General features: G+C 42.8%; 15 protein-coding genes and 1 tRNA gene. 12 read left to right on the top strand and 4 right to left on the bottom strand.

From position 1 onward, the window contains the following. Positions 1-341 precede the first annotated feature (341 nt). Together WG943_RS10435 and topA are read right to left on the bottom strand one after the other, a co-directional pair. Positions 342-416, bottom strand: a tRNA-Glu gene (locus WG943_RS10435). 133 nt (positions 417-549) lie between these two features. Further along, entirely contained in the window at positions 550-2,967 is a 2,418-nt protein-coding gene (topA, locus tag WG943_RS10430) for a type I DNA topoisomerase (protein WP_340408775.1), read from the bottom strand. A 170-nt stretch (positions 2,968-3,137) separates the two neighbouring features. Between topA and WG943_RS10425 the strand changes: the two genes are divergently transcribed. The 11 genes from WG943_RS10425 (at position 3,138) to WG943_RS10375 (ending at position 16,434) form a co-directional block, all read left to right on the top strand. Next, positions 3,138-3,629: a SixA phosphatase family protein gene (locus WG943_RS10425; RefSeq protein ID WP_340408773.1), complete on the top strand. Its 492-nt coding sequence runs from the start codon at positions 3,138-3,140 to the stop codon at positions 3,627-3,629. 102 nt (positions 3,630-3,731) lie between these two features. Then, complete coding sequence (locus WG943_RS10420; RefSeq protein WP_340408772.1) at positions 3,732-4,481, top strand: ParA family protein; 750 nt, start codon at positions 3,732-3,734, stop codon at positions 4,479-4,481. Between the two features lie 116 nt (positions 4,482-4,597). Then, the gene (locus tag WG943_RS10415; RefSeq protein WP_445323629.1) at positions 4,598-9,130 is read left to right on the top strand and encodes a HAMP domain-containing protein; all 4,533 of its coding nucleotides are present in this window, start codon (positions 4,598-4,600) and stop codon (positions 9,128-9,130) included. Then, complete coding sequence (locus WG943_RS10410; protein ID WP_340408770.1) at positions 9,130-9,717, top strand: chemotaxis protein CheW; 588 nt, start codon at positions 9,130-9,132, stop codon at positions 9,715-9,717. The genes WG943_RS10415 and WG943_RS10410 overlap by 1 nt, the downstream gene beginning before the upstream one ends. Before the next feature lie 28 nt (positions 9,718-9,745). Beyond that, entirely contained in the window at positions 9,746-10,111 is a 366-nt protein-coding gene (locus WG943_RS10405; RefSeq protein ID WP_340408769.1) for a response regulator, read from the top strand. A gap of 110 nt (positions 10,112-10,221) precedes the next feature. Continuing rightward, the gene (locus tag WG943_RS10400; protein WP_340408767.1) at positions 10,222-11,856 is read left to right on the top strand and encodes a chemotaxis protein CheA; all 1,635 of its coding nucleotides are present in this window, start codon (positions 10,222-10,224) and stop codon (positions 11,854-11,856) included. Between the two features lie 12 nt (positions 11,857-11,868). Next, positions 11,869-12,546, top strand: coding sequence for a chemotaxis protein CheC (locus WG943_RS10395; RefSeq protein ID WP_340408766.1), 678 nt, complete (start codon positions 11,869-11,871; stop codon positions 12,544-12,546). A 48-nt stretch (positions 12,547-12,594) separates the two neighbouring features. Continuing rightward, the gene (locus WG943_RS10390; protein ID WP_340408764.1) at positions 12,595-13,410 is read left to right on the top strand and encodes a putative phage abortive infection protein; all 816 of its coding nucleotides are present in this window, start codon (positions 12,595-12,597) and stop codon (positions 13,408-13,410) included. Positions 13,411-13,624: 214 nt separating this feature from the next. Next, on the top strand, positions 13,625-14,899 hold the full coding sequence (gene speE / locus WG943_RS10385; protein ID WP_445323628.1) for a polyamine aminopropyltransferase: 1,275 nt from the start codon (positions 13,625-13,627) through the stop codon (positions 14,897-14,899). Further along, complete coding sequence (locus WG943_RS10380; RefSeq protein WP_340408760.1) at positions 14,892-15,962, top strand: agmatinase family protein; 1,071 nt, start codon at positions 14,892-14,894, stop codon at positions 15,960-15,962. The genes speE and WG943_RS10380 overlap by 8 nt, the downstream gene beginning before the upstream one ends. Positions 15,963-16,101: 139 nt before the next feature. Then, positions 16,102-16,434: a phage holin family protein gene (locus tag WG943_RS10375; RefSeq protein WP_340408758.1), complete on the top strand. Its 333-nt coding sequence runs from the start codon at positions 16,102-16,104 to the stop codon at positions 16,432-16,434. Between the two features lie 108 nt (positions 16,435-16,542). Here WG943_RS10375 and WG943_RS10370 read toward each other — a convergent pair whose 3' ends face one another. After that, on the bottom strand, positions 16,543-16,875 hold the full coding sequence (locus tag WG943_RS10370; RefSeq protein WP_340408757.1) for a four-helix bundle copper-binding protein: 333 nt from the start codon (positions 16,873-16,875) through the stop codon (positions 16,543-16,545). A gap of 234 nt (positions 16,876-17,109) precedes the next feature. Here WG943_RS10370 and recQ point away from each other — a divergent pair, with 234 nt between their 5' ends. After that, positions 17,110-19,248 carry a DNA helicase RecQ gene (gene recQ, locus WG943_RS10365; protein WP_340408756.1) on the top strand — a complete coding sequence of 713 codons (2,139 nt, stop codon included), beginning with the start codon at positions 17,110-17,112 and terminating at the stop codon, positions 19,246-19,248. Positions 19,249-19,310: 62 nt separating this feature from the next. On the opposite strand, the gene WG943_RS10360 is transcribed toward recQ, so the two are convergent. After that, positions 19,311-20,600: a S8 family serine peptidase gene (locus tag WG943_RS10360; RefSeq protein WP_340408754.1), complete on the bottom strand. Its 1,290-nt coding sequence runs from the start codon at positions 20,598-20,600 to the stop codon at positions 19,311-19,313. Positions 20,601-20,890 lie beyond the last annotated feature (290 nt).

Below are 20,890 nucleotides of genomic sequence, written 5' to 3'. Positions count from 1 at the left end.
GCAGGCGTCTCACTTTTTTATCTATGTCGTAGTTTGATTAAGCATGCTTGACCTTAAAGTCCAGTTCCTATAAAAGCTTCAGGTTATTAAAGGTATTTATCACCGCATTCAGCACAATCCCTAACTTCTGTAATAAATTAGTATGGAAAGCAAAACAGATTTGAGATAGGGTTTAATACTGTAGGCTGGCTTTGTCTTGTCTCCAACCATTTGATTTGCTCGCAAACCTATTGCACAAATATTAAGGTTCTGTTTGGTTTCTGATGTTAAATAAACCACCGAAGGGGAAATTTATCGAACCAAAAAAGCCGCTCCATTTTACATGAAGCGGCTTTTTACTGTGGTAGCCCGTAGGGGAATCGAACCCCTGTTACCAGAATGAAAATCTGGCGTCCTAACCCCTAGACGAACGGGCCGTTCTGTCTAATTGTGGTGCAAATATAGCGGGTGTTTCTTTAACTGCAAGGGCTACTCCAAATTTTTTTTTTTGAAGGAATAGTAGTGTTTAGAAAACCGGTATGGCTTTAAGTATAGCCATACCGGTTTAATTTATTTTTTTGCAGATGGTTTTGCTTTCGATCCCGCTTTTCCCGCTTTGGCTTTAGTGGTAGTTTTTTTGCCAGATGCCGGTGCAGTGGTTTCCTTTTTCTTGAATCCGCCACGCCCTTTCTTTTCTGGTGTAGCTTCTGCCAAGTCTAAGCATTCCTGTAGTGTTAGATCTTCTGGCTCTTTGCCTTTCGGAATTTTAACGTTCTTTTTGCCTACTACAATGTATGGACCGTAACGGCCGTTCAGTACCTGCACATCCGGGTTCTCCGGAAACGTCTTTATCATTTTCTCGGCATCGGCTTTGCGCTTAGCTTCAATCAGGTCAACAGCTTCCTGGGCTGTTACAAGTAGAGGGTCTATTGTTTTAGGCAGAGAATAAAACTTACTGTCATGACGGATATAAGGTCCGAAACGACCTATAGCCGCAGTCATTTCTTTTTCTTCGAAAGTACCCACAATTCTTGGGAGTTTAAACAACTCGAGTGCATCTTCCAAAGAGATATTTTCAATAAACTGCCCTTTACGGAGGCTAGCATATAATGGCTTTTCTCCAGTGTCAGGGTTTTCTTCGCCAAGCTGTACATAGGGGCCAAATCGGCCAAGTTTTGCCAAAATGGTTTTGCCCGTGGCAGGATCTGTTCCAATTTCACGTGCTCCTGAAACATCAGCTCTTGAAATGTTCTCGCTAGACTCAATACGCTTGTGAAATTTCTCGTAGAAATTCTCCAGCATATTCTCCCATTCTTTTTGGCCTTGGGCAATTTCATCAAATTCTGCCTCTACACGTGCCGTAAACGAGTAGTCGATTACGTTCGGAAAATGCTCAACCAAGAAATCATTCACCACCATTGCCGTATCCGTCGGGAAAAGCTTTCCTTTTTCAGCACCGGTTATCTCAGTTTTCTGCTGCGCCGATATCTGATCGTCTTTAAGTGTGAGCACTTCGTAAGTGCGTTCTTTTCCTTCGCGGCTATCTTTTTCTACGTAACCGCGTTTTTGTATGGTAGAGATAGTAGGAGCATAGGTAGATGGACGGCCTATACCCATTTCTTCTAGCTTCTTTACAAGGCTGGCCTCTGTATAGCGTGCGGCAGGTCGTGTATAACGCTGTGTTGCCAGCATCTGGCGTAGGCTTATAAGTTGGCCTATACTTAGCGGCGGTAACATACCTTTTACATCATCATCTGCTCCCTCTTCATCATCCTTAGACTCAATGTATACTTTCAGGAAGCCCTCAAATTTGATTACCTCACCGGTAGCCTGAAGTTTCTGGTCTGGTTGTGTAGATATGCCAATAGTAGCTGTGGTTTTCTCTATTTCTGCGTCCGACATCTGAGATGCTATAGCACGTTTCCAAATCAGCTCGTATAGGCGCTGCTCGTTTCTGTCGCTGCTGGCTACCATCTGAGAGAAATCGGTGGGCCTGATTGCTTCGTGCGCTTCCTGTGCCGACGAAGACTTGGTTTTGAAGCGGCGTTGCTTTACAAATTTTTCACCGAAAGAGCTTTGTATTTCCCTAGTTGCTGCCTGAATAGCTTCTTCTGATAAATTTACGGAGTCTGTACGCATGTATGAAATCTTGCCGGATTCATACAGGCGTTGCGCAACAGTCATAGTTTGCGCTACCGAAAAGTATAATTTTCTACTTGCTTCCTGCTGTAGAGTAGAGGTCGTAAAGGGTGGGGCAGGTGTACGCTTTAAAGGCTTTTTTTCAAGGTTCTCTATTGTATAGTCAGCACCAATGCACTTTTGCAGAAATGCCTGGGCTTCTTCTTCTGTTTTGAACTTAGTAGGTAACTCAGCCTCTAACGTTTTGCCCTGCACATCAAATTGTGCTGTTATTCTAAAAGCAGACTCAGCTTTGAAGCGTTCGATTTCACGTTCACGCTCCACCACCAGGCGTACAGCAACAGACTGTACACGGCCAGCCGATAAGCCTGTTTTTATCTTCTTCCAAAGAACAGGTGATAACTCAAAACCTACAATACGGTCAAGAATACGTCGTGCCTGTTGCGCATTGACTAAGTCCATATCAATACCTCTTGGTGTATTGATGGCATTGATAATGGCATTTTTAGTTATTTCCCTGAAAACGATTCTTCTTGTTTTCTGGTCGTTCAGGTTAAGGGCTTCAGTCAGGTGCCAAGATATGGCTTCTCCTTCACGGTCATCGTCCGATGCCAACCAAACTGTTTCAGCTTCTTTCGCTAATTTTTTTAATTGTGATACAACTTCTCTCTTGTCGCTGGATACAACATAAGTAGGCTTAAAACCATGCTCTATATCAATAGCATTGTTATCTTTAGGCAGATCACGTACGTGTCCGAAGCTAGATTTCACAATAAAATCCTTACCCAAATATCCTTCAATTGTTTTAGCCTTTGCTGGCGACTCTACTATTACTAAATTTTTTATCATCCTTATTATTTAAAGGCGAGTTTGGCCGAAATTTGCCCAAAGTTCAAATAATTTTTTAAACTATTATAACCTCTCACGTATAACATAGGTTTATTGTGAGCAGATTTTTGTCATAACTTTTATTATATTCAGTACATATTTGCTTCTATACGATCATATCATCCTTTTATATGCAACGAAAATTACTCATTTGCAGGCATGCTGAAGCAGAAGACCCTTATCCCTTACAGCCTGATTTTGAGCGTGAACTTACCTCATATGGTTCACAGCAGGCCAGAGACACAGCTAAGTGGTTGCGAGAAAATTTTTCCAAAGTTGATAAAATAATTTCTAGTCCGGCAAAAAGAGCAAGCCAAACTACCAGGATTATTGCAGGAAAACTATACTTTGATGAGGAAATGGTGAACTACGAACCTGACCTCTACAATGCCAAAGAGCACCAACTTGTAAAAGTATTAAGTGAGTTACCTGCCGATAAAACTACTGTGCTACTGGTTGGTCACAACCCTGGTATTACTAAACTTGTGCGCGAGCTAGCTGACGAGATGTTAGGTTATTTAGATACTGCCCAAGCAATTTGCATTCAAATTGAGCTTGAGTCTTGGGAGCAGATCTACTATACAACTGGTGTGGTGTTTAGCAGAACAGGTCAGAAGGTTTAGCATGTTACTACTCCTGGTTTTAAGTATGCTTTAAGTTTATTTTACTAACTTTAAGTTTGTATTTTAATTTACTGGTAAATTTTCCAGCTAACTTCAACCTGCATGAAAACGAATGTTGTGGCTGTCATTAATCAGAAAGGCGGCACCGGTAAAACAACTACTACTATAAATCTGGGAAGTGCTCTAAGCAAATGTGGTAAGAAGGTACTACTTCTGGATCTAGACCCCCAAAGCAATTTATCTTACTCACTAGCTGTGCCTAACACAAACGGTACATTGGCTGATGCCTTTTTGGGTGCAAAAAAACTTAAAGATATTTTAGTTGAAAAAGATGGTGTTTGGGTTGCTCCAGGATCCAACGATTTAGTGGATATTGAGATATCGCTAGTGGGTGAGGATAGCCGTGAGACATTCCTGAAAAACATGATTTCTGAAGTGCAAGGATTTGATTATGTGCTGATTGATTGTCCGCCGTCTCTGTCAGTTTTAACAGTTAATGCCTTAACAGCAGCCCATGAAGTTCTGATACCGTTACAGATGGAAGTGCTGACACTGCAAGGGCTTGACCAAATTACCAAAACGGTAGAAAGAGTAAAAAAAGCGTTCAATTCGAAACTTAAGATAAAAGGTATCGTAGTGGTGATGTTTGATATGCGCAGGAAACTCAGTTTAGAAGTGCTGCAATACCTTAAAGAAAACGTGGACGAAAAAATATTCAACAGCCAGATAAGGCTTAATGTAAAACTCGCAGAGGCACCCTCATTTGGGAAAAGTATACTTGACTATGATGTCTCTTCAAATGGTGCTAAAGACTACAAATCATTAGCTGAGGAGTTCCTCTCTTTAAATTAGGTAATGCTGATAGCCTCCTGATTTTAATTATTAATAAGTATATTGCATTAAATACGAAGTATAAACAGAAGGATAATATTCCTTTTTGACTTACACCCAATCCAACCAACTTACATATGGCCTTAGGTAAAAACTTGAAGCTGAGTAAAGATAAGCTTATCAGTGACGTTGATGTTAACTCTGAAAAAGCCTCAGCTACCAAAGCAAAGGCAGGAGAGAAAACGCCGGTTGCCCAACTTAATGATGCTAAACCTGTAGCTGTGGCAACAAAAGAAAAAGAAACACCTGGTAAAAAGCAAGATCTGCCCGAAGACCCTGGTAAGCCTAAAAACAAAAGCGAAAACGGAGATAATAAGCAGCTACTGTCTTACAATCCGGATTATATAAGCGAGCAGCTAAACAAAGTTTTATACGCACTAGATGCCTTTAAGAAAGGTGATATTTCTGTGCGCCTCACAAAACAGAATAACGACATTTTTGCTGAAATAGCTGAAGCCTATAACTCGATGGTGGAAATGATCGGTGGTGTAGGTGGGGAGGTATCGCGTATCTCTAAAGTAGCCGGAGTAGAGGGTAACTTAAAAGCCCGAGCTTCTGCCGAAAGTGCATCTGGTTTCTGGAAAGACATGATCAACAATATTAACGGACTTGTTGATTCGATCGCAGTACCAGTATTAGAAGTAGGTAAGGTACTAAAGAACATTTCACGCGGTAACCTGGATGAAACATTCCAAATTCCAGTGTCAGGTGACTTTAAGGTGATGGCCGAAACCATTAACCGTACCATTGATAACCTGAACCTGTTTGCCGGCGAGGTAACACGTGTGGCCCTTGAAGTGGGTACAGAAGGTAAACTGGGTGGGCAGGCATCTGTGCCAAATGTGGCAGGTGTTTGGAAAGACCTGACTGATAATGTAAACACCATGGCCAGTAACCTGACGCTTCAGGTACGTGACATCTCGAATGTGGCAACTGCGGTAGCGAAAGGTAACCTGGCACAGAAAATTTCGGTGGATGTTCGCGGTGAGTTTGCTCAGCTGAAGGATAACATGAACCAGATGGTGGACTCGCTGAATATCTTTGCTGACGAGGTAACCCGTGTGGCACGCGAGTATGGTACAGAAGGCCGTTTAGGTGGACAGGCCAAAGTACCTAACGTTGGTGGCGTTTGGAAAGACCTGACCGACAACGTGAATACGATGGCCAGCAACCTTACGTCTCAGATGCGCGACATTGCCAATGTGTCTACAGCGGTAGCGAAAGGCGACCTGACGCAGAAGATCACAGTAAATGTGAAAGGGGAGATGGCTGAGCTGAAAGATATCATCAACCAGATGGTGGACTCGCTGAACATCTTCGCAGGTGAAGTAACAAGGGTTGCGCGTGAGGTAGGAACTGAGGGCAAACTGGGCGGACAGGCGAATGTACCTAAAGTAGAAGGTACCTGGAAAGAACTAACCGATAACGTAAACCTTATGGCTGGTAACCTTACCAGCCAGGTACGTGATATAGCCAACGTGGCAACTGCGGTGGCGAAAGGCGACCTGACGCAAAAGGTTTCTGTGGATGTGAAAGGTGAGCTTGGTGAACTGAAAGACATCCTGAACGCCATGGTGGACCGACTGAATGTATTTGGTGCGGAAGTAACCCGTGTGGCACGTGAGGTGGGTACCGAAGGTATACTAGGTGGTCAGGCAAACGTGCCGAACGTAGCCGGTATCTGGAAAGACCTTACCGACAACGTAAACCTGATGGCAGGCAACCTGACCTCTCAGGTACGTGATATTGCCAATGTGGCAACTGCGGTGGCGAAAGGCGACCTGAGCCAGAAGATCACAGTAAATGTACGCGGAGAGTTAGCAGACCTGAAGGAGAACCTGAACCAGATGGTGGACTCGCTCAACATCTTTGCTGACGAGGTAACCCGTGTGGCACGTGAGGTGGGCACTGAGGGTAATCTTGGCGGTCAGGCTGCTGTTCCAAATGTAGGCGGTACCTGGAAAGACCTTACTGATAATGTAAATACCATGGCTGCTAACCTAACCAGCCAAGTACGAGATATAGCCAACGTAGCAACAGCCGTTGCGAAAGGCGACCTGACCCAGAAAGTATCCGTGGATGTGAAAGGGGAGATGGCTGAGCTGAAAGTTAACCTGAACCAGATGGTGGACTCGCTCAACATCTTTGCTGGTGAGGTAACGCGTGTGGCGCGTGAAGTGGGTACGGAAGGTAAATTAGGTGGTCAGGCTGCTGTACCTAACGTAGGCGGCGTTTGGAAAGACCTGACTGATAATGTAAACACGATGGCTTCTAACCTGACAACACAGGTAAGAGGTATAGCCAACGTAGCAACTGCGGTAGCGAAAGGAGATTTAACTCAGAAAATAACAGTAGAGACCCGTGGTGAAATGGCTGACCTAAAGGAAAACCTGAACCAGATGGTGGACTCGCTGAACATATTTGGTGACGAGGTAACAAGGGTTGCGCGTGAAGTAGGTACTGAGGGTAAACTAGGCGGACAGGCGAATGTGCCTAACGTAGGAGGTGCCTGGAAGGACCTGACTGACAACGTGAACTACATGGCTCTTAACCTGACTTCTCAGGTGCGTGACATTGCTAAAGTTGCGACTGCTGTTGCGAAAGGCGACCTTACTCAGAAGGTATCTGTTGAGGCACGCGGCGAGATCCTGGACCTGAAGGAGAACCTGAACCAGATGGTGGACTCACTCAACATCTTTGCTGATGAGGTAACCCGTGTGGCACGTGAAGTGGGTACGGAAGGTAGACTGGGCGGACAGGCAAATGTACCAAAAGTACGCGGTACCTGGAAAGAGCTTACCGATAACGTAAACACCATGGCCAGCAACCTGACTTCTCAGGTACGTGACATTGCTGCAGTAGCAACTGCTGTTGCCAAAGGTGACCTAACTCAGAAAGTATCCGTGGATGTGAAAGGCGAACTTGGTGAGCTGAAAGAGAACATCAACCGAATGGTTGATTCCCTGAATATTTTCGCCGGGGAGGTAACGCGTGTGGCACTTGAAGTGGGTACCGAGGGTAAACTGGGAGGCCAGGCAACGGTACCGAATGTAGGCGGTGTTTGGAAAGACCTGACTGATAATGTAAACACAATGGCTTCTAACTTGACAACACAGGTACGAGGCATTGTAAAAGTAGTAACTGCTGTATCCAAAGGTGACCTTACTCAAAAGCTGACACTGGAAGCTAGAGGCGAGGTAGCTGAACTGGCGGAAACGATCAACACGATGGTTGTTGACCTGAACAGATTAGCTGGTGAGGTATCTCGTGTTGCTAGAGTAGCAGGTGTGGAAGGTAAATTGACAGAACGTGCCACTCTGCAAGGTGTGGGTGGTAGCTGGAAGGAACTGGTAGATACCCTTAACGACTTGCTTGAGTCTATAGTAACACCGGTTTTGGAAGTATCAAGAGTTGTACGCGCCATTTCTGAAGGTGACTTAACGCAGAAAGTAGAAACACAGACTGCCGGTGATATCTTAGATATGGCTAATGCTCTTAACCTTGCAGTAGAAAACCTAAACTCGCTACTTGGTGAGATCAACGACTCTTCGCTTGTAGTAGGTAGCTCTTCGGAAGAGATGGCTGAAAAAGGTCTGGAAATGAACCGCGTAACGCTTGATGTGGCACTTGCCATGCAGCAGATGGCGGAGGGTGCTCAAAACCAGGCACTAAAAACAGACCAGGCCTTTAAGCTGATCGAGGAGATCATGAAAGCTACTAAGGAAACTGCCAACCGTGCTGAAGTAGTGAACAAGTCAGCCTTACTAGGTGAGGAAACTTCTCAGCTGGGTCTGAAAACAGTAGCAGAGGTGGTGAAGAACATGGAAGAGATTTCCAGTTCAGCATCGCTTACTTCTAAAACAATTGAGGTACTAAGTGCCCGCTCGCAGGAGATATCTAAATCTCTTGGTGTAATAACCGACATTGCTGCACAAACAAACTTGCTTGCTCTAAACGCTGCCATTGAGGCAGCCCGTGCCGGTGAGGCTGGTAGAGGTTTTGCGGTAGTAGCCGAGGAGATCCGTAAACTGGCAGAAGGTTCTCGCAAATCTGCTAGTGAGATTTCTACACTGGTTGAAGATGTTAAGAAAGATACTGCTTCTGCTGCCATGGCGATCTCTACAATGGAGGGCCGTGTATTGAAAGGTAAAAACGCTACATTTGAAGCTTCTGGTGCCTTTAAAAACATTGCAGCCTCGAGTGGCGAAACACTTCGCACAGCGCAGGATATCTTAACAGCAACAGAAGTACAGAAATCATCTATTGGTGATGTTGTGAAGTATGTGGAAGAAGTAGTTGCTATTGCTGAGCAAACGGCCTCTGGTACACAACAGGTAGCAAGTACAGCTAAGCAACTTTCAGCTTCGATGCAGACGTTGACAGCATCTTCTCAGAATTTGAATGATATTGCCGCAGATCTTCAGATTAGTATCTCAGCCTTTAAACTTATCGATGGCAACCTGATCTTTAATAGCTCTAAGAACCGCAGAATGCTATCTATGCCAGTGCCATCTAAAGCAGAGAGATCGACTACAGGTAATAAGCGATTGGCTACTAAATCAAAAATTAGTGGTTCTTCTAAAACAGGTAATGATCTGAACAACAAGTGATGGCGAAGAAAAAAAATGAAGAGGTAGCCACTTCAGATAATAATTTGAATGTGGAAGTAGCCCCTGCACCCTCTGAAGAAGCATCTAAATCGGTTAAAGCACCAGAAGAAGTAAAAGAGGAGAATGTGCACCTGATCGTTTTTAAGCTTGGCGATGAGTTCTATGCCATCAAAATTGATCAGGTAAAGGAGGTAACGATTACACCAAGTATAACACGTATGCCCCGTACACCTGAGTTTGTGCAGGGAGTAGCTAATATACGGGGCGATATCATTGCCATTGTTGATCTTGAAAAACGATTCAATATAAGACCTGCAGCTGTAGCAGAGGGTACAGAATCAAAACTAACCTATACTTTAGTTATTGAGGCTAAAGAATACAACATTGGAGTTGTAGTGCGGGAGGTGCCGCAGTCTCTTAATCTGTCTATGTCAAAAATAGATAGAGCGCCCTCATTTCTGCAGGATACTAATATTAAAGAGAACTACATTGAAGGCATTGCCAAGGTTGACCATAAACTGATCATCGTGCTGGACATGCTTCGAATACTTTCTGCAGATGAGATAAAGCAGCTTACCGGAAAGTAAATTAGATTTTAACCACTTAAATAAAAGTATGAAAAGAATACTGATCGTAGATGACTCATTCTACATGCGCACCATGCTTAAGAACATGCTCACCGATGCCGGATATGAAGTTGTGGGTGAAGCTCCTAACGGGCAGACGGCGCTGGAACTGGCTAAGGAAACTAACCCTGATCTTATAACACTGGATGTGATCTTGCCTGACAATACTGGCCTTGATGTACTGAAAGGAATTAAAAAAGACCAGCCAGATATGAAAGTGGTAATTGTAAGTGCCGTAGGCCAGGAAGTTATTGTAAATGAGGCACTTGAGTATGGTGCGTTATCTTACATTGTAAAGCCATTTTCTGAAGAGAAGGTGCTGGAGGTAGTTAGTAAGGCGCTAGAAGAAAAATAAATTTATTGTTAGTATGGGGCTCAAAATTTGACATCAGTTTGCTTAAAACTAGCAGCTAAAGTATAAATAGGGCTAATCACTAATGGGGCTGGGTCTTCGGACAACGTTGCATGAAATCAAGAGAACAGGAGTACAAGGAAATATTTATTGCTGAAGCTTTAGAGTATTTTGACTCATTAAACAGGCATATCAGTGAACTCGAGAAACAACCACAGGATGATCGTATTCTGGCGGAGATATTCCGTTTGCTGCATAACCTGAAAGCTAATGCAAAAGCCATTGGATACCTTCAAATCTCTGATGTATCGCATAAGCTTGAAACTGCTTTCAGCCTGATCCGGAATAAAGAGCTTAATTTTAGCGATGAGGTAGTTACAGTACTTTTTGACGGCATTGATATGCTGGGTGATCTGATAGCCAATATAGATAACCCGACACCAACAGAGCCTGATCCTGTGTTACTTCGTAACCTGGATATTATTGTAGATAGCCTATCGGACAGTACTATTGAGCTGGCAAAAGTTCAGAAGTATACCAACTCCAAAAATCTCTCTTTATCAGAACTGATATACATTCAGATAAAGAAGCTAGACCACATGCTAAACCTTGTGGGAGAGTTGATTATAGATAGGGATAGAATTATTTCGCTGAGCAGAGAGCTGAACAACGATGATCTTAAAGTGGTTAGTTCTCACCTGTACCGTATAACCGAAGAGTTGCAGTACAGCGTAATGGATGCACGTCTCGTAAACATCGGTACTTTGTTTAACAAGTTTCCTAGAATTGTGCGTGATATCGCCTCTGCGGAACATAAGGATATTAACCTGGAAATTATTGGTCAGGATATCCAGATTGATAGGAATATACTTCAGATCATTACTGATTCGTTGCTGCACCTTGTTAGAAACGCCATCACACATGGTATAGAGAAGCCAGAGTTAAGAGAAAAAGCAAATAAGCCTAAGTCTGGTTCGCTGTTACTCAGTGCACGCAACGACCGGGACATTGTGGTCATCACTTTGAAAGATGACGGACGAGGCATTGATCTGAAGCAGGTACGGAAAACAGCTGTGAAGAACAAACTTATTTCTGCTGATGTGGCTGAGGGGCTTCCGGATTCTGAAGTACTTTCTTTTTTGTTTGAGCCCGGTTTTTCAACGGCTAAGGAGGTTACGGAATATTCTGGTAGGGGCGTTGGGCTAGATGTTGTAAAAAATGCAATAGACTCTATTGGCGGCCGCCTGCATGTAGACTCTGCTATTGGTGAAGGCACCACTTTTGTGATGCAGTTACCTACCTCTATTGCAGTTAAAGGTGCACTGTTGTTTGAAGTTGACAATATTTTTTACGCAATTCCGCTTATACATACCGAACAGGTAATTGCGCTCGATAAGGACGAACTACATGAAGTTGGCGATGTAATGGTTGCCGATTTAAAAGGGGAGACCGTGACGGTAGTATACCTGCACGAACTCTTAAATGCCGATGAGGCAAGTATGAATCTCGGAGACAAGACCCGGTTAAAAGGACAGGTGCAAAACATCGTAGTTGTTTCTTACAATAACAGAAAACTTGGGTTGATTGTAGATAAACTGTACAGGCAGCAAGACATAGTGGTAAAGCCATTAAGTAAACCTCTTGATAAGATAGACCTGTATGGAGGCGTGACGCTTTTAGGAACCGGTAAGGTTTGCCTGGTACTTGATGTACCGGCGATCACCAGATACTTTATAAATAATAGGTAGAAGGTAGAGGCGATGGAAACTGAAATAACTAAAATGGACACTATGATGGCACCTCAGATATCGGAACTCGAGAGGGACATAATAAAGGAGATTTTAAACATTGGGCTTGCTAGGGCTGCGGACTCATTTGCTGCCATAGCCAAAGATAAAGTCTTGCTTAAAGTGCCCGATATTAAACTTATAGAGCTCAAAGAGTTAATTATACTTGTCGAGCAGTACGCTGATACACATTCCATCATCCAATCCGACATAAAAGGAGACTTTAACGGCGCTACCCTTATGCTTTTTTCCGATGAGCATGTAGTACGTCTTTCCGAGGTTTGCCTTAGTATGCTGAATGTACAAAAAGGCGAACTCTCTGTAATGCAGGAGTCTCTGCTACTCGAGATAAGTAATATTATCACTGGGGCACTTGTTACTCAGCTGGCCAATATCCTAAAAGCTGATATCTATGGCTCGCCTCCTAAAGCACCTAAAACAAACATCGCTAATTCATTAAAGGAAATACTAGTGCACAATCCTCTCTTTAAGCCGCTTGTATTTACTGTTATCACCCGCTTTACACATAATTATAAGAGCGTTGAGTTGCCGTTACTTTTGTTTTTCGACTCCAATACATTACTCAAAATGCTTGAAACAATTCGTTCGTTTGATCTTGGTAAAAACAGTTTAAAAGAAAGAGATAGATAGCTTGCGAAGTATGTTTGGCATAAACAGTACAAAAATAAAGTGCAAAGTATGCCACAGCTAAAACAACGCCTGAGCAGGTACGAAATAATTGGATATGCCTTAATACTTGCCGGGGCAATTATACTTGTGTGGGGCACTATTAAGTTTAACCTGCTTCACGAATTGTATGCAGATCCAGGAGATAGGGCAGGAGGAGTCTTTGGAGAGTACGGAGAATTTATCGGAGGCATAGTCGGTTCACTTTGGGCATTGGCAGGTGTGTTTTTGTTTTTTGCTACACTTACCTATCAAAAGCGTGAATTTCAATTACAGCGGCACGAACTTCACAAAACTCAAAAGATTTTTCAGCAGCAGCATTTTTCTACGCTCTTCATCAGTTTTGTTAACAAGCAAAATGATATCATAGATGCGCTTATAGCCTATGATATTAATCAAAGCCCACATAGTGGTAGTAACTTTTTTGTGTTCTTTCAGGAGAAGGTTCTTTCATCTTTTGTACAAAAAGTACGTGCTCTGCCTGTTGCACAACGCACTAATGAGGAGCTCCACAGTATCTTTAGAGAATACTTTACTTACCACTTTTCGTTTTATCAATCCAGCCTTAACCCGTACCTAAGCAACCTGAGCATCCTTCTCAGGCTTATTCAGCGATATCGCACCGAGACGCAGGATGAAGGAGAATACTATAGCTTCATTACAAAAGCCAGCTTCACACAGTCGGAGTTGTTTCTAATATACCATGTAACAAAGTATAAGCTGCTTAGGGAATTTGCCTTTATAGATGATACTTTTAATGTGTCTGATGAACTGGTGGAAGAATACCGTGACACCTACCTAGTGCAGCAGGAGTTAGCATCTGTATAAAGTTTAAGTGCAGATTAAAATTTAGTTTTTAAAGTATGAAATACTAACACATTGGTATGCAATACAGTATACCCTTGTGGTGCTTTATCAATTTGATTATAGCATTAGTTTTCGTTTTTTTGCTGAATTAATCATTTTTAACCTTTCATACCCATTGATGAACGCTTTAGGTAGACACATTTTAGTTGAATTTTACGATTGCTCACCTGAGCTTATGAACGATGTAGTTCATATCGAGAATAGTATGGTTGCCGCTGCTGAAACAGCCGGCGCAACTGTAATCAACAGCACATTTCACCATTTTTCGCCATACGGTGTTTCCGGAGTTGTTGTTATTCAGGAGAGCCACCTGGCCATCCATACCTGGCCTGAGTTTGGCTATGCAGCCGTAGATCTTTTTACCTGTGGCGATTCTGTAGATCCTTGGGTATCCTATACTTTTCTGAAAGAAGCTTTCGAAGCAGGCCATGGTTCATCTATGGAATTGCGCAGAGGCCAGCTTAACCTTCTTAAGCGTACAGATTTTAACCTGGAGTCGCTGCGGGATGTTACTGAAAGGCCTAACGAGGTGCCTGGTACCATCACACGTGATGTATGGTTTACTGAGCGTGACGAAAATATCGCGCTTTCGCTTAAACATTCTGGCAACCAGCTGTACAAAAAAGACTCTCCGTATCAGCGTGTAGAAATTTTTGAAACGCTAGCTTACGGGAATATGCTTACCCTGGATGGTATGGTAATGTGCACGCAGAAGGATGAGTATGTTTATCACGAGATGATCACGCACGTTCCAATGTTCAGCCACCGTAAAGCGAAGCGTGCCCTTGTAATTGGAGGAGGTGACGGCGGTACAGTTAGAGAGCTGCTGCGCCATGAGCAACTGGAAGAGGTGACACTAGTAGAGATTGATGAATTAGTAATTGAAGCCTGCAAACTGCATTTGCCAGAAACAGCTGTTGCTTTTGATAACCCTCGCTTGAACCTGTTAGTTGAGGATGGTATCAAGTATATCAATGAGTGTGAGGATGGCCGCTACGACCTGATCATTATTGACTCTGCCGATCCTGTAGGGCCAGGAGAAGGCTTGTTTACAGCGGAGTTTTACCAGGAAGTATACCGTTGCCTGACAGCTGATGGTGTTATGATTACACAGTCTGAATCGCCTAGATTTAACAGCGGCGTGTTTGTAGAGATTTACGATACGTACAAGAAGATTTTTGGGAAAGATAAGGTTCATTGTTACTTGGCGGCTATCCCTACATATCCAACTGGTACCTGGAGTTTCTCCTATTCATCAAAGGGTGATTCTACTCCATTTAATTATGATAAAGCTGCTGCTGCTCAATTCTCTAATGCGCAGGGCTTAAAGTATTACAACGAGGATATTCATGCTGCTGCATTTGCTTTACCTAACTTCGTGAAAGAACTTTTGAGTAAAGGCACACAGCAAGTAATAGAACAATATTCTGCAGAACCAACAAATGAATAGCAAAGAGCAAAAGATAGCCAACTTCGATCCGAATGGTGTAGGCGATATTAGTGGCGGTGTTTTTGGGTTACCCTTTACTGTAGATGAATCTGAATTAGTTATTATCCCTACACCTTGGGAAGTTACTGTATCTTATAGCGCTGGTACAGCACAGGGGCCACAAGCTGTTATGGATGCATCGCCTCAATTAGACCTGTTTGAAACAGCTATTCCGGACGCCTGGAAGTTAGGTATTGCCATGGAAGATGTTTCAGAAGAGTGGCAGGCTGTGAGTGATGAACTTCGCCAGAAAGCAGAAGCTTACATTAACTGGCTTGAAGCAGGCAGTCCTGAAGAAAGCAGAGAGCAGTTCGGTAATATAACCGCAGAGGTAACAGCAAAAGGAGAGGAGTTTCTGCAGTGGCTAAAGCAAAAGTCGCTAAATTACCTTAATAAAGGTAAAATGGTGGCTGTACTTGGTGGCGACCATAGCACGCCGCTTGGCCTGATGCACGCGCTGGCTGAAAAACATGAAGAGTATGGTATACTTCAGATAGATGCTCATGCTGATTTACGTGATGCTTACGAAGGTTTTGAGTATTCACATGCTTCTATCATGTTTAATGCGCTTAAGTTACCTCAGATAAAGAAACTGGTACAGGTAGGTATACGCGATCTTTGCCAGGCTGAGGCAGAACTTGCTGATCAATCTAATGGCAGAATAACGATATTCTATGATGCTGTTTTGAAGGAGAACATGTATGCCGGTGACAGTTGGAAAAAAGAATGCAAGAAGATTATTGCACAGCTGCCGCAGAAAGTATACATCAGCTTTGATATTGATGGTCTTGATCCGAAGCTTTGTCCGGCAACTGGTACACCGGTACCAGGTGGCCTTGAGTTTGAGCAGGCAGTATTCCTAATCAAGCAGTTGGTGAAATCAGGTCGTGAGATTATTGGGTTTGACCTTTGCGAAGTTGCTCCTGGTGATAGCGAGTGGAACGGTAACGTTGGAGCTCGTGTGTTACAAAAGCTTTGTAACTGGATGGCTGTATCACAAGGCAGATTGCAAGCGCAATTTTAACCTTAGCCGATTTTATGAAATGCTAAAAATGCCCGAGAGATATTTCTTTCGGGCATTTTTGTTATGATAGAATTAAGCTATCTCAATATTCTAATCAAACGTAAAGTATAGGCATACTCTAAATTAAATTTTAAAATCAATGGGATTTATCTTTAAATTATTGATTACTGGTGCGGCGGCTATGATTGCTGCTTATATTTTGCCAGGAGTACATATCGAAGGGTTTATTACTGCTCTTATACTTGCATTGGTACTTGCCATACTTAATGCCATTATAAGGCCTATTTTAATTTTCCTGACTATACCTGTTACTGTTCTTACACTCGGCCTTTTCCTGTTAGTTATAAACGCTGTAATTATACTACTCGCTGATTCGCTTGTGACAGGGTTTGATACAAGCGGTTTTTTTGCTGCCTTACTTTTTAGTCTTGTATTAGCAATTATAGAATCTATACTTGATCTTATATTTTAATATAAATTACTAAAAGACAATTAGTAAGATTAGTTATGTTAAAGTGCTAAATAAGTGCGGCCGTAGAATATTCTACGGCCGCACTTATTTAGCACTTTATGGTATGTTCTACCGATTCATCCAAGCTTCACAGGCTTCAGCACATTCACGGCATGCATCAGCGCATTTCTGGCAGTGGTCATGTTTGTGCTTACGGCATTCTTCTTCGCATAGCCTGCATATCTCAATACATTCCTTCATCACATGTTTGGCATGAGCTGAGTCGCGTGCTACAAACCTGGCAGTAATTATGCAGATGTCTGCACAATCTCGGTCAAGCATAATACACTTTGCCATCATTTTTACATCATCTTCATGTAGGCAGGCAGTGGCGCAGGTCTCGCAGGCAGTAATACATTTTATAAGTACATGCTCCAGTTCGTTTGTTCTTTCTGATTTCATAGCTTTTAATTTAATGTATAATGTAAATAGGTACGGTGGTAAAAATTCATAGTTTTTTAATTTTCATACTTGGCCAAGGGAGCACTTTGTAGTTCATTATTGTTAGCTGATCAATTTACCTTAATGTAAATGTTTATTAAAAGTATAACTCGTTATTGGCCGCAGTTATACTTAACTTTGAAGTATAAATAAAAGCAGTAGAAGCAGGTACATGCCTGTGGTTAAATAGTTAGTATGGTTACGATTCGGGAAGCAAGAGAGGCACTAAAGTTATACTTTGGCTATGAACAGTTCAGGCCGATGCAGGAGCAGATTATTGAGGGGGTACTGCAGGGCAAGGACGTAGTGGTGTTAATGCCAACCGGAGGTGGCAAGTCTGTATGTTACCAGTTGCCTGCTGTAGTGTTGCCGGGGCTTTGTGTTGTTGTTTCGCCGCTTATAGCCCTCATGAAAGACCAAGTGGAGGCATTGCTCGTTAATGGAATACCAGCTGCTTATATTAATAGCTCTCAAACAGCTGAGCAACAGTATCAGATCGAAAACCAATGCCTGGATGGGAAGTTGAAGCTACTGTATGTTTCTCCTGAAAAATTACTTTCTCCGGGTTTCTTCGCTTTTCTAAAGCGTATAAAGATTTCACTCTTTGCTGTAGATGAGGCACACTGTATATCTGCGTGGGGCCACGATTTTCGACCTGAGTATACCCAATTAAAAGTCTTGAAACAGCAGTTTCCTGCTGTTCCTGTGATAGCACTTACTGCCACTGCCGATAAGCTTACCCAAAAAGATATACAGGAGCAGCTCTACCTGCATCATCCAAATGTATTTGTAGCTTCCTTCGACAGACCTAATATAAACCTGACGGTTAAACCTGGCAGAGACAGGTTTAATAAGATTACCGAATTCCTGGACCGCCATCACAAACAGCCGGGTATAATTTATTGCCTCAGCAGGAAAGGAGTGGAGGCACTTGCTTCTAAACTGAAAGCCAATGGATACAGTGCAACCTACTATCATGCAGGCATGTCGCCTAACCTGCGGGCAAAGGCACAGGAAGATTTTCTGAGGGATAACGTGCAGATTGTCTGTGCTACTATTGCCTTTGGTATGGGTATCGATAAATCGAATGTGCGTTGGGTGATTCATTATAACCTACCTAAGAACATCGAGGGCTATTACCAGGAGATAGGCCGTGCAGGCCGTGACGGCGCGAATTCTGACGCATTGCTTTTTTACAGCTTCGCAGATGTGATGAATATGCGCAATATGCTTCTCGAAAACCAAAGCAGGGAAGAGCAGACTGAACTGCAGTTGGTGAAGCTGGAGCGAATGCAACAGTTTGCTGAGGCCTCAGCTTGCCGCAGGCGAATTTTGCTGCAGTACTTCGGTGAAACCATGAAGAAAGATTGTGGTAACTGCGACATCTGCCGTAATCCACCTACACGCTTTGATGGTACTTTGCTAGCCCAAAAAGCTCTTTCTGCCATAGCTCGCACACAGGAGCAAGCTAATATGGGTTTATTGATCGAGGTATTAAGGGGCGCACGAACCAGCCAAGTAATGCAAGCAGGTTTCGACAGAATCAAGACTTATGGTGCTGGCCGCGACATCAGCACCCTAGACTGGGCCCGCTATTTACACCAGCTGCTAAACGAAGGTTTTATGGAAATGGCCTACGATCAAGGTTATACTTTAAAGCTTACTGAGCAGAGTAAGCAGGTTTTGTTTGAGGGGCGTAAAGTACAACTAGTTAAGTTTGAAGATGTGAAGCAGGAAGAGCCAGCTGTGAAGGCACGTCCGAAGAGAGAGCTTATTAAAGATGCTTTATTTGACCGCCTGAGAGCATTACGGAAAAATATAGCAGATGAGGCCGGAGTACCACCTTATGTTGTATTTACAGATGCTACCTTACAGGAAATGGCTGCAGAGCGCCCTACTACTAAAATTGCGATGCTTTCTGTTTCAGGTGTCGGGTCGTTAAAGTATGAGCGTTACGGCGACCTGTTTATTAGCGAGATTATTGATTTTATAAACGAAGAGCAGGCAAAAGGTAGCAAGATGAAGGGTGCCACACATATTGCTACTTTCGAGCTACTAAAGCAGGGATACAATATAGAGCAAATAGCTATTCAGAGGAATTTAAACCCCGTAACTGTTTTCTCACATATTGCCACCTTATTTGAGCAAGGCTATGATGTAGACCTCTACAAGTATGTATCGAAAGGCGAATATAAGGCTATTGTTAAAGCTGTAGAAAAATTTGGGCCAGATGCAAAGTTAAAAGACCTGTTCGAGTTCCTAGAGGAGAAGTATGAATATTATAAAATAAGGCTCTCTATCTCACTCTATAAAAAAGAGTTTGCCAACATATAACCGTATAAAAGCAAAGGGGCAGCTAATATTAGCTGCCCCTTTGCTTTTATACGGTTATATAGTTACTCTACAGATGCAATCGGATCTGGAGTGTTATCTTTATCGCCGGTTATAGTGCCCTGGCTGTATACTTTGCCACGTAGCAGCAGTATGCCGGCTACATGTGGTGCTGCAAAAGATGTACCGTTTGCACCGCTGCCAATTCCGCCTCCTTTCATGGTAACGGTAACATTAACACCAGGTGCCGCAAAATCTACAGTAACTCCATAGTTTGATGATGCCCAAAGGCGGTTGTAAGAATCCATTGCAGATAAAGTATAAACCCCAGGCGCATCTACGCGTGCAGGTGAAGTGCTGGCGCAGTCAACGCCACTGTTGCCAGCTGCAATAGTAAAAAATATACCTTTAGATGCAGCTGCTTTAACTGCATTGTCCAGAGTAGATGAAATGCCGCTGCCAAGGCTAATATTCACCACATCACCTGGCTTAGCATTATTACTTACATGGTTTACAGCTGATATAGCCCTAGAAACTGTTCCCGCACCAGCATCATCGAATACACGAAGTGGCACAATAGTAGCATTAGAAGCTACACCTATCATACCTGAGCCATTGTTTTTTGCTGCTATTACACCTGCTACAGAAGTGCCATGCCCATGACCATCTTCTACAGAAGTATTTCCATATATAAAAGAAGCGCTTCTGCTGAGGTCTATGTTAAGGTCAGGGTGATCTGTATCAACTCCTGAATCTATGATCCATACAGTTTTACCAGTACCATCGCCGTAGCCGACACGCTGTATGTTCCATGGTATGTGCTCGCCGTTAAGAGGCGTAATGGTTTTATAGCTATTGGGATCTGGTTCTGTTACAGGAGATACCGGAGTAGAAGGAGAAGTTGTTGTGCTTGATTTAACTTTTTTCTTTTTCCCTTTGCCGAGTATTATTGTTCTGTCCTGCTCAATATACTCTACATATGGGTTATCCTTAAGAGCCTCGAGTTGCATAGGAGATAAACGAGCAGCAAAACCATTTACAACACCATCATAACTCTGAATAAGTTCTTCGGCAGGGATTCTGGCATCCGACATTAAGCGGTTCCTTAGCCCAGTGTAGTTGGAGCGTTCCGAAGTAGACAAGTCGTTGGAATGGCTGGCATTAAGTCCTGTAGAACCGTTTTTGAATACAACAATATATTGTCCTTCAACAACGGTGCTTTCTGTATCAGCTGATTCTGATACACTGTTCTCAAACTGGTTCTCCATCAGCTCTTCTTTTTGGCAGCTGGTGAAAATAATGGTAGAGGCTAATGCCAAAAATGGCACAGTTCTCTTGAACCCACGTGTAATCATAAACTTTGGCTAAAAAGTTGAAATTTTTTGGGTAACATTTTTTATGAAATTTCGTAACCCGCCGGTTACTTAAAAAGTTCATGTTAATGCCAATATTACTGGCTAAACTAGAATTTAATTTTTTTTAGAATATTATTTATAAAATTCTAAAAAATAGTTGCACTGTGTTTTGCTTTAATTTCTACATATTTTTGGCATAAGTGATTATTGCTGCATTATTTTTAATAAGTATGAATTAAGACTTTAAGATCAAAAAGATTAACTATTGACCAATCTACGTGAATAAAATT

The organism is Pontibacter sp. H249 (assembly GCF_037892465.1).
In the GTDB taxonomy this organism is placed as follows: Bacteria; Bacteroidota; Bacteroidia; order Cytophagales; family Hymenobacteraceae; genus Pontibacter.
Note: the sequence above shows the minus strand (reverse complement) of the source record. Positions and strands in the feature narration are given on the sequence as shown.

Bases quoted from the DNA above. Each gene is read 5' to 3' on its own strand.
- WG943_RS10370 (WP_340408757.1), bottom strand. From the start codon at position 16,875: ATGAAATCAGAAAGAACAAACGAACTGGAGCATGTACTTATAAAATGT.
- WG943_RS10390 (WP_340408764.1), top strand. From the start codon at position 12,595: ATGCCACAGCTAAAACAACGCCTGAGCAGGTACGAAATAATTGGATAT.
- WG943_RS10380 (WP_340408760.1), top strand. From the start codon at position 14,892: ATGAATAGCAAAGAGCAAAAGATAGCCAACTTCGATCCGAATGGTGTA.
- WG943_RS10375 (WP_340408758.1), top strand. From the start codon at position 16,102: ATGGGATTTATCTTTAAATTATTGATTACTGGTGCGGCGGCTATGATT.
- WG943_RS10400 (WP_340408767.1), top strand. From the start codon at position 10,222: ATGAAATCAAGAGAACAGGAGTACAAGGAAATATTTATTGCTGAAGCT.
- topA (WP_340408775.1), bottom strand. From the start codon at position 2,967: ATGATAAAAAATTTAGTAATAGTAGAGTCGCCAGCAAAGGCTAAAACA.
- speE (WP_445323628.1), top strand. From the start codon at position 13,625: ATGAACGATGTAGTTCATATCGAGAATAGTATGGTTGCCGCTGCTGAA.
- WG943_RS10415 (WP_445323629.1), top strand. From the start codon at position 4,598: ATGGCCTTAGGTAAAAACTTGAAGCTGAGTAAAGATAAGCTTATCAGT.
- WG943_RS10410 (WP_340408770.1), top strand. From the start codon at position 9,130: ATGGCGAAGAAAAAAAATGAAGAGGTAGCCACTTCAGATAATAATTTG.
- WG943_RS10395 (WP_340408766.1), top strand. From the start codon at position 11,869: ATGGAAACTGAAATAACTAAAATGGACACTATGATGGCACCTCAGATA.
- WG943_RS10425 (WP_340408773.1), top strand. From the start codon at position 3,138: ATGCAACGAAAATTACTCATTTGCAGGCATGCTGAAGCAGAAGACCCT.
- WG943_RS10420 (WP_340408772.1), top strand. From the start codon at position 3,732: ATGAAAACGAATGTTGTGGCTGTCATTAATCAGAAAGGCGGCACCGGT.
- WG943_RS10360 (WP_340408754.1), bottom strand. From the start codon at position 20,600: ATGATTACACGTGGGTTCAAGAGAACTGTGCCATTTTTGGCATTAGCC.
- WG943_RS10405 (WP_340408769.1), top strand. From the start codon at position 9,746: ATGAAAAGAATACTGATCGTAGATGACTCATTCTACATGCGCACCATG.
- recQ (WP_340408756.1), top strand. From the start codon at position 17,110: ATGGTTACGATTCGGGAAGCAAGAGAGGCACTAAAGTTATACTTTGGC.